The organism is Polaribacter marinaquae (assembly GCF_038019025.1).
Classification (GTDB): domain Bacteria; phylum Bacteroidota; class Bacteroidia; order Flavobacteriales; family Flavobacteriaceae; genus Polaribacter; species Polaribacter marinaquae.
On record NZ_CP150496.1, the window covers coordinates 2,003,847 to 2,016,989 of the forward strand.

Here is a 13,143-nt window from a genome sequence, read left to right on the forward strand (position 1 = left end):
TGATATACAGTTGTATAATCTGTTAAAATTGTTGAATGTATTTTCTATTTGGGTTAACGTTTTTTACATATGGGTTAATCTAAAATATAATTAGGCCGTTACTTTGTATCAGAATTAAAGGATACATTTTAAAACCTTAATCTATAAAGAAAGACAATAATTAAAATTGTCATCAATCAATAAAAACTTTAAAATATTAGAAATTATGAAAAAATTATTTACTCAAACAGTTGCCTTTTTATTTGTTGCCATTTTATCTTTTAATGCACAAAGTACAAATGCACAAGAAACTACAAAAACAAGTAACGAAAAAACTTTAACTGCTACTTTTAAAGGTTTAAACGTTAGTGATAACTTTAAATTTGAATTTAATAACGGAGAAGCAATTGTATTTCACGATGAAGCGAAATCATCACCAAGTAAAATTAGTTTATTTGACGAAGGATTAATTGGAGATAGATTTACAATTTTTTACAAGTGGGTAGATGTAATGTTATTTGATAACGGAGTGCCTACTGGTGAGACTATGAAGGTGAAAAGAATTTATAACATTATGCCAGCAAATAATTCTTACCAAAGACCAGATGTTTTGGTTACTTCTAACGAACAATAGAAAGAAAGAAAAAAATATAAAAAAAGGCTTAAGGTTTACACTTTAAGCCTTTTTTTTAGTTCAATTTCATGTCCATTAAAATGGCAAAAGTTTGATTGATATCTTGCTCTTTTACAACAATTGTCATTTCATTAGTAGTAGAAATAATTTCTTGTAACGGAATATCTGCCCAAGCTAATTGTTTTAAAATGAAGTAATAAATACCCGATTGTTCTAAGTTTTCTTTTGGCAACTTGATTGTAATTGAAGCCAAATCTAATACGTTAGATATTAACGTTTCTTTTTCGAATATTTCGTTTACAAATGGTTGTAAATTTTTACTTGTAACAATATTTGTCTCGAAAATTCCTTGAGAAACCGTTAAGAAATAATCTGAATTTTCTGATGATTTCGTTAGAATTTTTGCAATTTCTTTTAAAAGAGATGGTGTGTTTTTAAAAGTAAAATCACATAAATCTGATCTTACAATTACATCACCCAAATCTAAAGCTAACTTTTTTATATTCTTTCTAATACGAAGTTCGCTAGCAGGAGAAAGCCTGTTAATTGCCATCATTACTGCACCAACCTTAACATCTTTTTTTAGTAAAGTAGATACTTCTGGTAAAATAATTCTAGCCAAAGAAGAAACATTTATTAATTTTTCATGCAACGCCTCTTCAATAAATGGTGTTTTTCTAATGGTACTTTCTACAACTTCTTGTATTGTTTTCATACTTATTGTTTAATATAACATACTAATGTTCAAAATTAAACAATTAATCTAATTTATTAGTCAACTTTTTAAATTCTTTTTTAGCGTCTTTATTATTGTATAAAACGTTGTAAACTGCATTAATGATTGGTGTGTTTGCTCCATTTTGAGCTGTCATTTTAAAAGCACTTTTTGTAGCATAAAAACCCTCTGCAACCATACTCATTTCCATTTGTGCAGATTTTACAGTGTAACCTTTACCAACCATATTACCAAATTGTCTGTTTCTACTAAAAATAGAATAACCTGTAACTAATAAATCACCTAAATAAGCAGAGTTATTAATGTTTCGCTTCATTTTATGAACTTTTTTAATAAAGCGTTTCATTTCTCTAATCGCATTACTCATTAACACAGATTGAAAGTTGTCTCCGTAACCCAAACCATGTGCAATACCAGCAGCAACTGCATAAATATTCTTTAACATTGCGGCATATTCTGTACCAATAATGTCATCAGAAATTTTAGTTTTTATATACCAACTTTTAAGAGATTTGCTCATTAACTTCGCATTTTCTTGGTTTTGACATGCAATTGTTAAGTAAGACAAGCGTTCCATAGCAACTTCTTCTGCGTGACAAGGCCCTGTAATAACTCCAATTTTTTCATAAGGAATATCATAAACATTATGAAAATGCTCGCCAACAATTAAACCTGTCTCTGGAACGATACCTTTTATTGCAGAAAAAATTATTTTTCCTTTTAACGATTTCTTCAATTTTTCTAACTCACCAACTAAAAATGCAGACGGAATAGCGAAAATTAAAACATCGTAGTTTTCTACCATTTTATTAATATCGCTAGATAAATCTAACTGACTTGCATATACATCTGCAGATCTTAAATAATTAGGATTATGATTGTTCTTTTTTATATGATCTATGGCTGATTTGCTTCGCATATACCAACCAACAGTTTCTAAATTTTCTGAAAGCATCTTCACAATTGCAGTTGCCCAACTTCCTCCACCTATAACCGCTATTTTTTTCTGATTATTCATTTATTTATAAATTTTATGCCCCAAAAGTAAGAAATTTACTATCTAATGATGAATGCTAGTATGAATTATTATATTTGTAAGACTTCAAACTTTATTATGAAAATACAAATCTCTATTCTTTTTAGTGTTTTTTTATTGATAACATCTTGTAAAGTTGCATCACAATCCAAAGAAAAATCTAACATTAAATTTGTAAAACAAACCGAAACTAAAGGTACTGTTACTATTTTAGAGAAAGAATTTGTTATTAAAAATCTAAATACAATTTCACATAAAGTTTGGGTGTATTTGCCACCAAATTATACAACTTCAAAAAATAAATATCCTGTAATTTACATGCACGATGCTCAAAATCTATTTGATGCAAAAACCTCTTTTGCTGGCGAGTGGGAAGTTGATGAAACTTTAGATAATTTATATAATAAAACTAAAAAGGGTTTTATTGTTGTGGGTATAGAAAATGGCGGAGAAAAAAGGATTGAAGAATACACACCTTGGTCTAACACAAAATATGGTGGCGGTAAAGGAGATGTTTATTCAGATTTCTTGGTAAATACATTAAAACCATACATAGATAAAAATTATAAAACTAAAACCACTGCAGAAAACACGGCTATTATTGGTAGTTCTTTAGGCGGTTTAATTTCTTTTTATGCTGGTTTAAAACATTCAAAAGTATTTGGTAAAATTGGTGCACTTTCTACTTCTTTTTGGTTTTCTAACAAAGTAAATTCTTTTGCAGAACAACACGCAAACCTAAAAAACACAAAATTGTATTTATTAGTTGGCGATAAAGAAGGTGGTTCTATGGTGCCAGATACAGAAAATATGGCCGAGAGATTAATAGATAATGGTTTTAATCAAAATAATATAAAAACTAAAGTTGCTGCAAACGGTAAGCATACAGAATCGTTTTGGAAATCAGAATTTTTAGAAACAATAACTTACTTATTCAATTTATAAATAAAAATGAACGTACAAATTATAAATAAATCTAAACACGCTACACCAAATTACGAAACAAATGGTGCTGCTGGTATGGATTTAAAAGCTAATATAGAAGAAGCAATAACACTAAAACCTTTAGAAAGAGCCATTATTAAAACGGGCTTATTTATAGCCTTACCAATCGGTTTTGAAGCACAAGTTAGACCTAGAAGTGGTTTGGCTGCAAAAAAGGGAATTACCGTATTAAATTCTCCTGGTACTGTAGATGCAGATTACAGGGGAGAAATCGGTGTAATTTTAGTAAATCTTTCTAATGAAGATTTTATTGTAAATGATGGTGAAAGAATTGCTCAATTAGTAATTGCAAAACATGAAAGAGTTGTTTGGCAAGAAGTAGATATACTTAGCGAAACAGAAAGAGGTTCTGGAGGTTTTGGAAGCACAGGCGTTTAAAATGGATGAAATAGATTTACAGCCTTTAAGAATTACAAATAGTTGGCATGTAGAGTGGAATTTATTTTATGAAATTGATCCTTCTATAGAAACCATGCATTACCTAGATTCTAGCTCTTTATTACATCTAAATAATTACAGTTTAAAGCGTGCTATAAATTTAGATTATAGGCCAGAAAATGATGTAAACGGATACTTTTATTTAAGAGTTCTTAATTTAAAAGAAATCATCAACTCTAAATCTAAAGAAGTTTCTTTTGATGCAGATTGGGAAAATTTACATTTCGAATTAAAATCTAAAAGTAGAATTGAAATTGTTAAAGAAATAGAACGATTAGTTCGAGAAATCCCTCCTTTTAAAGGATAATAAATAAACTAAATAAATTTAAATTATGATTTTAGGTGTATGCGAATGGTTAAGTACAAAAACGCAATTTTCAGCAAAAAACATTAGAATTCTATTTGTACTTCTTGTTTTATTTGCAGGTTTAGGTATTGGTGCTTACTTTATTTTATGGTTGGTAAAAATTCTTTCTAAAGAATAAATTAAGATTATAAAAGCTTATAAACTTGGCTCATTTTTCTTACCTCGTCGTGTAATAATTCGAAAGGTAAAAAAGTATGTGAATGGTATTTATAATCTAATTTTTTATAAAACTGAAATGCTTGTTCTTGCATATTCATAGCGTCTAGCCATAAAACACTATAATCTTTTTGTTTTGCTAAATTTTCTAACCAATTTACTATTTTTTTACCAAAACCTTTGCCTTGAGTTTTTTTATGAAGATATAATCTATGTAATTTTAATTGTTTTTCTTCGGATAAACCTTCTAAGTTTTCATCCCAAATAATTCTTATATTTCCAACTACTTCATTCTTACAACAGATAAAGTAATAAGAAGAATTCTCTTGTAAAAGCTCTTGTTCTAGGTTTTCTTTAGAATATTGATAGTTAACATACCAATCTCCTTTATCTTTCCAAAAATGACTGTATGCAGACAGATATACTGTTTTCATTAAGGTATGTAAAATCTCTGCATCAGAAAGTAAAATATTTTTTAATGTAAGATCTTCTGTAATTTTAATCATAACAATTAAATATAATAAAAAACTGCCATAGATTGATTAATTCTATGGCAGTTTATAATAGTTAGAACTTTTAAATAAACTTATTCTTGATTTTCGATAGCAACTTTTATTTTACCTTCAAGTTCTTCTGCTAATTCAGGATTGTCTTTAATTAAACCTTTAACGGCATCTCTACCTTGACCTAATTTTGTCTCTCCGTAACTAAACCAAGATCCACTTTTCTTAACAATACCTAAATCTACACCAATATCTAAAATTTCACCAACTTTAGATATTCCTTGCCCATACATAATATCAAACTCTGTAATTTGAAAAGGTGGTGCAACTTTATTTTTAACAATTTTAACCTTTGTACTGTTACCAATAACTCGGTCTCCGTCTTTAATTTGTGTTCTTCTTCTAATATCTAATCTAACAGAAGCATAAAACTTTAATGCATTACCACCCGTTGTTGTTTCTGGGTTACCAAACATTACACCAATTTTTTCTCTTAATTGGTTAATAAATATAACTGTACATTTTGTTTTAGAAATAGTACCTGTTAATTTACGTAATGCTTGCGACATTAAACGTGCATGAAGACCCATTTTAGAATCTCCCATTTCTCCTTCTATTTCAGATTTTGGTGTTAATGCTGCTACAGAATCAATAACAACAATATCAATTGCACCAGAACGAATTAAGTTTTCTGCAATTTCTAATGCTTGCTCACCATGGTCTGGTTGAGAAATTATTAAATTATCTATATCTACACCTAAGTTTTCTGCATAAAATTTATCGAATGCATGTTCTGCATCAATAAAAGCTGCAATACCACCTGCTTTTTGTGCTTCTGCAATTGCGTGTAACGTTAAAGTTGTTTTACCAGAAGATTCTGGACCGTAAATTTCTATAACTCTACCTCTTGGATAACCACCTACTCCTAAAGCCAAATCTAAACCTAAAGAACCAGATGAAATTGCATCTATATCTTCTGTAACTACATCACCTAATTTCATTACAGAACCTTTACCATATGTCTTATCTAGCTTATCTAGAGTAAGTTGAAGTGCTTTAAGTTTTGCTGCTTTTTCTTTATCTGCCGCCATAAATCTTGCTTGTTTTATTTTTAAATAAGTGCCACAAGTTACAAAAAACTAAGATGAATTCACTAAAAAAAAAGAGTCAAATTTATACTATTTTTACACAAATTATTTATGCAAATGAAAACCAAGGTAATCTTACAAAACAATTTTTCTACTGTTGTAATAGAAAAAGGAGAGTTAATCAGTTTTATAAAAAACAACCAAGAATTTATACATCAAAAAGGAAATAAAGGTTGGCGAAATTCTGATGATGAAATGTTTCCGGTAATTGGTCCTACGGTTAAAAATAATTTTAGAGTACATACAAAAAATGGCGACGCTATTTTAGATCAGCATGGTTTGTTACGAGAATTAGATTATAATTTAATTTCTTCGGATGAAACTTCTGCAAAATTTAAAAAAGAATACATTAAAAATACTTTAGTTACAAATAGTAAGTTTCCTGTTAAATCAAAAGAAGAACACCTTAATTGGCCTTTTAATTTTACGTTTGAAAAACATTTTACTTTAGAAAATGATATTCTAAAAATAGATTTTATTATACATTCTGAAGAAGGAATGCCGTTTATGTTAGGTTATCATCCGGCTTTTTTATTATCTAATACTGGTAAAGAAATATTAGAAGCAGGTAAAGAAAAAATTACATTAAAAGATGTTTATAAAGCTGGCTCAAACGCTTTTCCGGTATTAGGTACAGAAAAAATTACGTTAAAAAACATCAATAAAAACGACTTAGAAATTACCACAATTGGTTTTAACAACTTTATGCTATGGACAGAAGTTGACAACATGCTTTGTATAGAACCAATAACGCAATATACTTCTTATACAGATCAAAAATTTTCGGAAGAAAACATGAGTTTGTCTAAGGGTAAAAATGAATTTTCTGTAATTTTAAATGTATTATAATTGCTTATGAAAAAAATGAAGTTTCTTTTCATTTTAATTTTTATTAGTATAAATATCTGTTCACAAAACACATATGTACCTGATGATAATTTTGAACAATTACTTATTGATTTTGGATACGATTCTGGACCTTTAGATGATTATGTTCCCACAAATAATGTAAATTCCGTGACAGAAATATTTATAAATGATTCTTCTATTAAAGATTTCACTGGATTAGATGGCTTTACTTCACTTACTCGTTTAGGTATAGAAGTAAATGATGTTACAGAATTAGATATTTCTAAAAATATAAAATTAAAAGACCTATTTATTTCTAATGGTTCACTTAAAAGTATAGATGTTTCTAAAAATACAGAACTAGAAACGCTACGTTTAATTGTAGTAAATGTTTCTACAATTAACTTAAAAAATAATACGAAATTAAAAGATTTAACAATAGGAAATACCAGTATTACAAATTTAGATTTAAGTTCAAATTCTCAGCTTTTAAATATAGATTTAAGTCACGGAATTATAGAAAACATCAATTTAAAAAATAGCAACAATACAAATATTAATACTTTCTTTTGTTCTAATAATTCTGAATTAAAATGCTTACAAGTAGATAATAAATCTTATAGTATTACTAATTGGACGGATATTGACGACAATACTGTTTACAGTGATAATTGTAGTGTTTTTAAAAATTTAACATATGTACCAGATGATAATTTTGAACAAAAGCTTATTGACTTAGGCTATGATTCTGGTAGTTTAGATAATTATGTACCTACAGCCAATATTAATACTATTAAAAACCTTAATATTACAAATGAAAACATATCTGATTTAACAGGTATTCAAGACTTTATTTCTTTAGAGGATTTACAATTTACTCAAAACAATGTCTCTAATATAGATTTGTCATCTTTAATAAATTTGAAAACACTTTATTCAAACAATAACAATATTCTATCTATTGATGTTTCTAACAACATTAATTTAATAGATTTATTTACAGGATCCAATCCTCTTACAAAAATAGGTGTATCTAAAAATTTAAATTTAAAACAACTAGATGTTTCTAATACTAATGTTTCAACTATAGACCTTTCTAAAAATAAAAAGCTTACTTTATTCGGCTCTTCAAACACCAATATTTCAGCATTAAATACTTCAAATAATCTAAATTTAACATACTTGCATTTAAGTTTTAATAAAATATCAGAATTAGATTTAACTATAAACGATAAATTATTCGAATTGAATTGTTCAAATAATCCCTTGACAAAGTTATCTCTTCCACCAAATAATATTTTAGATGGTTTACATGTTAATAGTACACTAATTTCTGAACTTGATTTAAGAAATCAAGCTAACTTAATATCTAATGTAGCCTCTTTTTTAGAAATACAAGATAATGTAAATTTAAAATGCGTTTATGTAGATGACGTTAGTTATTACAATTCAGATCCAATGGGTTCAATAACAAAAGATGCACAAAGCACCTTTGTTTTAAATGAAGCAGAATGTGCTAAGTTAGATTGTAAAATTGATGTAGATACGTTAAATGATGTTAATGAGTGTAATAGTTTTGAACTTCCAAATTTAACTAATGGTAGTTTTTACACACAATCTAACGGAAAGGGAACAAAGTTAAATGCAGGTGATTTTTTATATCATTCACAAACAATTTACATTTATAACGAAGATCCTTCTAATAATGCTTGTTTTAATGAAACTAGTTTTAAAGTTAAAATAACACAAAAGCCTACGGTAGATACGTTAAATGATGTTAATGAGTGTAATAGTTATGAACTTCCAAATTTAACTAATGGTAGTTTTTATACACAATCTAATGGAAATGGCACAAAGTTAAATGCAGGTGATTTTTTATATAATTCCCAAACAATTTATATTTATAACGAAGATCCTTCTAACAATGCTTGTTTTAATGAAACTAGTTTTAAAGTTATAATAACACAAAAACCTTTAGTAGATAATTTAAGCGATGTTTCAATAAATAATAATTATCTACTACCAGAACTAACCAATGGCAATTATTATACACAATCTAATGGAAATGGTACAAAGCTAAATGCAGGAGATTTCTTATATACATCGCAAACAGTTTATATTTACAATGAAGATTCTTCTAATGCTGCTTGTTCTAATGAAACTAGTTTTAAAATTAATATCAATTCAGATTTAGAAATTCCAAATTATTTTACACCAAATAACGATGGTTTAAATGACTATTGGGCAATACAAAATAACTCTCAAATTAGTGAAATTTTAATCTATGATAGATTTGGTAAATTAATAGCAAAACCTAATATAAGTATTGGTTGGAATGGAAACATTAATGGTAAACTATCAATACCAAATTCATATTGGTATTTAATAATTTTAAAAAATGGTAAAAAATATAAAGGTTCTTTTTCTTTAATAAAATAATATACATGAGTAATCATCATCATTTTATGATTCATAAACCTTGGGGAATGATTTCTCAGTTTATAAATCCCGCGAAGCGGAAAAAAAAATTATTAGGAGATTTGTACGATTTTCCTGAAGGAACGATGGCAATTGGTCGTTTAGATGTGCCTTCTGAAGGTTTATTACTTTTAACTACAGATGGTAAAGTATCCGCAGAAATTAGATCTAGAAAATACGAAAAAGAATATTATGTACAAGTAGATGGTGTTATAACTGAAAAGGAAGTTGAGCAATTAAGAAATGGTGTAGAAATAGGTTTTAATGGTAAGAAATATACCACAAAACCCGGAAAAGCTTTTATAATTGATGATCCTAAATTTCCGTTAAGAAGTCAGAAAATAAGAGATGAAAGACATGGCCCAACAAGTTGGGTTTCTATAATAATTAGAGAAGGTAAATTTAGGCAAGTTCGAAAAATGACTGCTGCTGTTGGGTTACCAACTTTGCGCTTAATTAGAGTAAGAATTGGCGATATACTTTTAGGAGATTTAGAAGTAGGCGGCGTTAAAGAAATAACTAATTTAATAGAAAAAGAGAAGTAAAATTACTTCTCTTTTTTATTTTTGGTTCTAACTAAAATTCAAATCCTAAATAGATTTGTACTACTCTATTTTTTGGTTTGTCTTGGTCATAAATATCACTTTGACCAATATGATATCTGGCACCTAAACTAACACCTGCATCACTTTTAAAACCAGCACCAACATTTACACCCCAATCAAAATTACTTGGTTCAAACTCTTGTTCTGTATCATATAAAACAAAACCAGCATCAAAAGTTTCTTTGTGTGAAATCGAAAATCCTATTTGCGGACCAGCTTCTATAAAAAAGCTTTTAACTGGATACATTTTTAACATTAAAGGCACATTTATATATTCTAATTTTTGTGTGTAAGTACCGTTATCATCAATTATTTTATAACCTTGTTGTGAATATAAAATCTCTGGCTGAATTGCAATGTGTTTACCAATGTAAGATTCGCCATAAATACCAACATGAAATCCGTGTAAATTAGAAGTTTCAGATGTTCCGTCGAAACTTACAGAAGATAAATTGTAACCACCTTTAATACCAGCCGAAGCTGAGTTTTTTCTGTCTTGAGCGTTTAATGTAATACTTGTAATAAACATTAAAGCTATTGTAAAATATAATGTTTTCATTTTTTAAAATTTTAAATTATTTACCGCCATTTGCCCTTAAATCTGCTAAACATTGTGCATCTAAAGTTGGTAAACTTCCGCCAGAAACCATATTGCCAATTCCTTGGCTAGATTCTGCGGCCCAATACATTAAACAATCTTGTTCGATGCAATGTTTTGGATGTTCTTCATCTTCATGATCACTTTGTAAATCGGTTCCATGATTTGTTAAACCTAAAATATGACCAAATTCGTGATGAATAACAGAGCTTTCTAAAAGACTTCTATTTGGCTCGAATGTGCTATCGCTTAAACCTTGTATTGTTTCTTGGTAAATAACAAAAGAAGTGTTCCAATAAGCGGTTCCTAAAATTGCACCTTGGTTGGTGTCTTTAGATGATTTACCATCAATAAATAACACCCAAACTGCAATTGTATTATTTGTGTTGTATTGTGTTCTGTTTACTTTTTCAATTTCTACAACCTCATCTAAAGTATAAGTTGTTTTGCCTGTGTTTTCTATTGATTTTTCTACAAAAGTTACACCTTCTGGTTTAAAAGTTCTATCGTTTATAAAATTTTTAAAGTTATTTAAAGCTGTTTCTGTTGGTTTAAAACCTTCTATGTAAGCAACTTCAACAATCATTTTTTTAAAAGCAGAAGCAGAAAGTAAATCGTTAGCAGAAGAACCTGTTTGTTGTCTATTTAAATTAACATTTATAGGTGTTTCTGATTCTGTAATTATATCTGTTTCTGATGAACAAGATGTAATTATTAAACAAACTAAAAATACTTTTAATAAAAATTTTATCATTATTTATTGTTCTTTAAAACTTTACAATTGCTATTAATTACATAACAATTGTAAAGTAATTCTATTATTTTTTTACTATTAAAGTTTCTGAAAAGTTAATGTAATGCTAGCATCTGTTTTACTTTGTAAAGCAACCATTGTATCGCTGTAAGTAGCAATAACCCAATCGTTATTTAAAGCACTAACAGTATTATTGCTACCAAATGCAATGTTTAAAAATACTGATGTATCTGAACTTACAGCATAGGTACCCTCTATTTCTGATAATGTAGCGTTTACATTATTTTTAGCAACTAATTTAAGATCGTTTGTGAACTCTATCGACCAATCTGCAAAATCTGCTGCAGTATTAACACCTGCGTTTACAAAACTTTGTACTTTAAATTGTGTGTTTGTTAAAGTTGCTTCTACTTCTGCAGCCATTGTTGCAGCCTCATCTTCTTCTTCTTCAAATTGAACACAATCTGAAATTGAATCTCTAAACTCTGCATCAGAATTTAATTGAACAGTTGTACCATTGCTTAATGTTGCACTTACAGGATAATTAACTGTAAAAAATTCATCTGCTTGTAAACCAGTCATAAAAGTATATAATTGCTTTTCAGATTGTAAAACAACTGTACCTGTTTGCTCTAAAGCAATATCGTACGTTAACATTGTAATAGGAAAATTAAAATCTATACAAGAAATAGCATCTCTACCTTCTGCTTCTGCATTTTCACATGCTGCATTTAAAGCGTCTAATTCTTCTTGATTATTAACTGTTACTTCTGTGTAATTACTAGTTCTTACTCTTATAGGAAAGTTAAATGTAACATTATCTGCATCATCATTAAATTCTGCAAAAATTTCTAAAACTGTAGAAAAATCTAACTCAGATATTATTGAAATATTTTGTCCGTTTACGGTTGCTGTTAAAGGAAATAACAACTCTGTACACGCATTACCATCTAAAAAATCATCATCAGAACCATCGTTCATAGATGCTCTTTCAAAATTAGATGCTGTTGGCGATGTAGAAGAGTTTGCGTTTGGGTTAGCACCAACTTCTGTATTTTCTTCTGATTGACAAGATGTAAATCCTAAAACTGCTGTTAATGCAAATACTGTAATTAATTTTAATGTTTTCATTTTAATACGTTTTAATAATAAATGTTTATTGTTTCTGTTAGTAAGACAACTCAATTTTATTTTACCCTACTTTTTTTTGAAAGACTATTTTTTTGCCCTTCTGTTAATAAAACAACTACACATTTATTTACCCTACCTTTGTATTCTATTTTTTTTATTTTTATAATTTAAAACCCTACAATGACTAATAAATCTCTTTGCGACGAAATTTATTTTAATGAGTTTTACACATCTCATATACAGTCTGCTAGTAACTTTGCTTACTACAAATCTGGCAATAAAAATACGTCTTTAGATTTAGCGCAAGAAGCTTTTATAAAAATATGGGAAAATTGTGCAAAAATAGATTTTTCTAAAGCTAAATCTTACTTATTTACAGTTGTTAACAATCTATTTTTAAATAAAGTTAAGCACGAAAAGGTTGTTTTCGAGTATGCAAAAAATAGTCCGTATTTAGATGTTAACAATCAAAGTCCAGAGTATTTATTAGAAGAAGAAGAATTTAAAAATAAACTTAAAAATGCCATAGAAAACTTAACCGAAGGTGAAAGAGAAGTTTTTCTGATGAATAGAATAGACGGCAAAAAATACAGAGAAATAGCAGAAATGCTAGAAATATCGCAAAAAGCAGTAGAAAAAAGAATGTCTTCTGCCCTTAAAAAATTAAGAAGTAAAATAGATGGAATTTAAAAGTAGGGTAAATAAACATTTAGTTGTTATATATAT

Annotated in this window: 16 protein-coding genes; 9 read left to right on the forward strand and 7 right to left on the reverse strand. The window is 28.2% G+C overall.

The window, feature by feature from the left end; genetic code table 11:
- The first annotated feature begins 205 nt into the window (after positions 1 to 205).
- Entirely contained in the window at positions 206 to 613 is a 408-nt protein-coding gene (locus WG950_RS09080) for a hypothetical protein (RefSeq protein ID WP_079737800.1), read from the forward strand.
- Between the two features lie 55 nt (positions 614 to 668).
- On the opposite strand, the gene WG950_RS09085 is transcribed toward WG950_RS09080, so the two are convergent.
- Complete coding sequence (locus WG950_RS09085) at positions 669 to 1,328, reverse strand: hypothetical protein (RefSeq protein WP_077810683.1); 660 nt, start codon at positions 1,326 to 1,328, stop codon at positions 669 to 671.
- Between the two features lie 43 nt (positions 1,329 to 1,371).
- Entirely contained in the window at positions 1,372 to 2,367 is a 996-nt protein-coding gene (locus tag WG950_RS09090) for an NAD(P)H-dependent glycerol-3-phosphate dehydrogenase (protein ID WP_340931819.1), read from the reverse strand.
- A gap of 96 nt (positions 2,368 to 2,463) precedes the next feature.
- Here WG950_RS09090 and WG950_RS09095 point away from each other — a divergent pair, with 96 nt between their 5' ends.
- Genes WG950_RS09095 through WG950_RS09110 form a run of 4 tightly spaced genes read left to right on the forward strand, consistent with a single transcriptional unit; the run spans position 2,464 to position 4,313 of the window.
- Positions 2,464 to 3,330 carry an alpha/beta hydrolase gene (locus tag WG950_RS09095; protein ID WP_340931820.1) on the forward strand — a complete coding sequence of 289 codons (867 nt, stop codon included), beginning with the start codon at positions 2,464 to 2,466 and terminating at the stop codon, positions 3,328 to 3,330.
- Positions 3,331 to 3,336: 6 nt separating this feature from the next.
- On the forward strand, positions 3,337 to 3,768 hold the full coding sequence (gene dut / locus WG950_RS09100; protein WP_340931822.1) for a dUTP diphosphatase: 432 nt from the start codon (positions 3,337 to 3,339) through the stop codon (positions 3,766 to 3,768).
- 1 nt (position 3,769) lies between these two features.
- A complete protein-coding gene (locus WG950_RS09105; protein ID WP_340931824.1) occupies positions 3,770 to 4,135 on the forward strand; it encodes a hypothetical protein in 366 nt (121 codons plus the stop codon).
- Between the two features lie 25 nt (positions 4,136 to 4,160).
- Positions 4,161 to 4,313, forward strand: a complete 153-nt coding sequence (locus tag WG950_RS09110) for a PspC domain-containing protein (RefSeq protein ID WP_077810678.1) — start codon at positions 4,161 to 4,163, stop codon at positions 4,311 to 4,313.
- A 7-nt stretch (positions 4,314 to 4,320) separates the two neighbouring features.
- Here the strand turns inward: WG950_RS09110 and WG950_RS09115 are convergent, their stop codons facing one another.
- Both WG950_RS09115 and recA read right to left on the reverse strand, forming a co-directional pair.
- Complete coding sequence (locus tag WG950_RS09115) at positions 4,321 to 4,857, reverse strand: GNAT family N-acetyltransferase (RefSeq protein WP_340931827.1); 537 nt, start codon at positions 4,855 to 4,857, stop codon at positions 4,321 to 4,323.
- A gap of 80 nt (positions 4,858 to 4,937) precedes the next feature.
- Entirely contained in the window at positions 4,938 to 5,945 is a 1,008-nt protein-coding gene (recA, locus tag WG950_RS09120; protein WP_077810676.1) for a recombinase RecA, read from the reverse strand.
- Positions 5,946 to 6,059: 114 nt separating this feature from the next.
- On the opposite strand from recA, the gene WG950_RS09125 reads away from it, so the two are divergent.
- Genes WG950_RS09125 through WG950_RS09135 form a run of 3 tightly spaced genes read left to right on the forward strand, consistent with a single transcriptional unit; the run spans position 6,060 to position 9,874 of the window.
- The gene (locus tag WG950_RS09125; RefSeq protein WP_340931828.1) at positions 6,060 to 6,851 is read left to right on the forward strand and encodes an aldose 1-epimerase; all 792 of its coding nucleotides are present in this window, start codon (positions 6,060 to 6,062) and stop codon (positions 6,849 to 6,851) included.
- Between the two features lie 15 nt (positions 6,852 to 6,866).
- Positions 6,867 to 9,290, forward strand: coding sequence for a T9SS type B sorting domain-containing protein (locus tag WG950_RS09130; RefSeq protein ID WP_340931829.1), 2,424 nt, complete (start codon positions 6,867 to 6,869; stop codon positions 9,288 to 9,290).
- Positions 9,291 to 9,295: 5 nt separating this feature from the next.
- A complete protein-coding gene (locus tag WG950_RS09135) occupies positions 9,296 to 9,874 on the forward strand; it encodes a pseudouridine synthase (protein WP_340931831.1) in 579 nt (192 codons plus the stop codon).
- Between the two features lie 31 nt (positions 9,875 to 9,905).
- On the opposite strand, the gene WG950_RS09140 is transcribed toward WG950_RS09135, so the two are convergent.
- The 3 genes from WG950_RS09140 to WG950_RS09150 form a co-directional block, all read right to left on the reverse strand.
- Positions 9,906 to 10,493, reverse strand: coding sequence for a porin family protein (locus tag WG950_RS09140; RefSeq protein WP_340931833.1), 588 nt, complete (start codon positions 10,491 to 10,493; stop codon positions 9,906 to 9,908).
- A 16-nt stretch (positions 10,494 to 10,509) separates the two neighbouring features.
- Positions 10,510 to 11,286, reverse strand: coding sequence for a membrane metalloprotease (locus tag WG950_RS09145; protein WP_340931834.1), 777 nt, complete (start codon positions 11,284 to 11,286; stop codon positions 10,510 to 10,512).
- A gap of 78 nt (positions 11,287 to 11,364) precedes the next feature.
- Positions 11,365 to 12,417: a hypothetical protein gene (locus WG950_RS09150; RefSeq protein WP_340931836.1), complete on the reverse strand. Its 1,053-nt coding sequence runs from the start codon at positions 12,415 to 12,417 to the stop codon at positions 11,365 to 11,367.
- Between the two features lie 180 nt (positions 12,418 to 12,597).
- Here WG950_RS09150 and WG950_RS09155 point away from each other — a divergent pair, with 180 nt between their 5' ends.
- Complete coding sequence (locus WG950_RS09155; protein ID WP_077810671.1) at positions 12,598 to 13,107, forward strand: RNA polymerase sigma factor; 510 nt, start codon at positions 12,598 to 12,600, stop codon at positions 13,105 to 13,107.
- Positions 13,108 to 13,143: the final 36 nt, after the last annotated feature.

Excerpts from the sequence above, each read along its gene's own strand:
- dut (WP_340931822.1), top strand. The coding sequence starts at position 3,337 with ATGAACGTACAAATTATAAATAAATCTAAACACGCTACACCAAATTAC.
- WG950_RS09105 (WP_340931824.1), top strand. The coding sequence starts at position 3,770 with ATGGATGAAATAGATTTACAGCCTTTAAGAATTACAAATAGTTGGCAT.
- WG950_RS09125 (WP_340931828.1), top strand. The coding sequence starts at position 6,060 with ATGAAAACCAAGGTAATCTTACAAAACAATTTTTCTACTGTTGTAATA.
- WG950_RS09110 (WP_077810678.1), top strand. The coding sequence starts at position 4,161 with ATGATTTTAGGTGTATGCGAATGGTTAAGTACAAAAACGCAATTTTCA.
- recA (WP_077810676.1), bottom strand. The coding sequence starts at position 5,945 with ATGGCGGCAGATAAAGAAAAAGCAGCAAAACTTAAAGCACTTCAACTT.
- WG950_RS09140 (WP_340931833.1), bottom strand. The coding sequence starts at position 10,493 with ATGAAAACATTATATTTTACAATAGCTTTAATGTTTATTACAAGTATT.
- WG950_RS09135 (WP_340931831.1), top strand. The coding sequence starts at position 9,296 with ATGAGTAATCATCATCATTTTATGATTCATAAACCTTGGGGAATGATT.
- WG950_RS09150 (WP_340931836.1), bottom strand. The coding sequence starts at position 12,417 with ATGAAAACATTAAAATTAATTACAGTATTTGCATTAACAGCAGTTTTA.
- WG950_RS09130 (WP_340931829.1), top strand. The coding sequence starts at position 6,867 with ATGAAGTTTCTTTTCATTTTAATTTTTATTAGTATAAATATCTGTTCA.
- WG950_RS09090 (WP_340931819.1), bottom strand. The coding sequence starts at position 2,367 with ATGAATAATCAGAAAAAAATAGCGGTTATAGGTGGAGGAAGTTGGGCA.
- WG950_RS09095 (WP_340931820.1), top strand. The coding sequence starts at position 2,464 with ATGAAAATACAAATCTCTATTCTTTTTAGTGTTTTTTTATTGATAACA.
- WG950_RS09080 (WP_079737800.1), top strand. The coding sequence starts at position 206 with ATGAAAAAATTATTTACTCAAACAGTTGCCTTTTTATTTGTTGCCATT.
- WG950_RS09145 (WP_340931834.1), bottom strand. The coding sequence starts at position 11,286 with ATGATAAAATTTTTATTAAAAGTATTTTTAGTTTGTTTAATAATTACA.
- WG950_RS09115 (WP_340931827.1), bottom strand. The coding sequence starts at position 4,857 with ATGATTAAAATTACAGAAGATCTTACATTAAAAAATATTTTACTTTCT.
- WG950_RS09085 (WP_077810683.1), bottom strand. The coding sequence starts at position 1,328 with ATGAAAACAATACAAGAAGTTGTAGAAAGTACCATTAGAAAAACACCA.
- WG950_RS09155 (WP_077810671.1), top strand. The coding sequence starts at position 12,598 with ATGACTAATAAATCTCTTTGCGACGAAATTTATTTTAATGAGTTTTAC.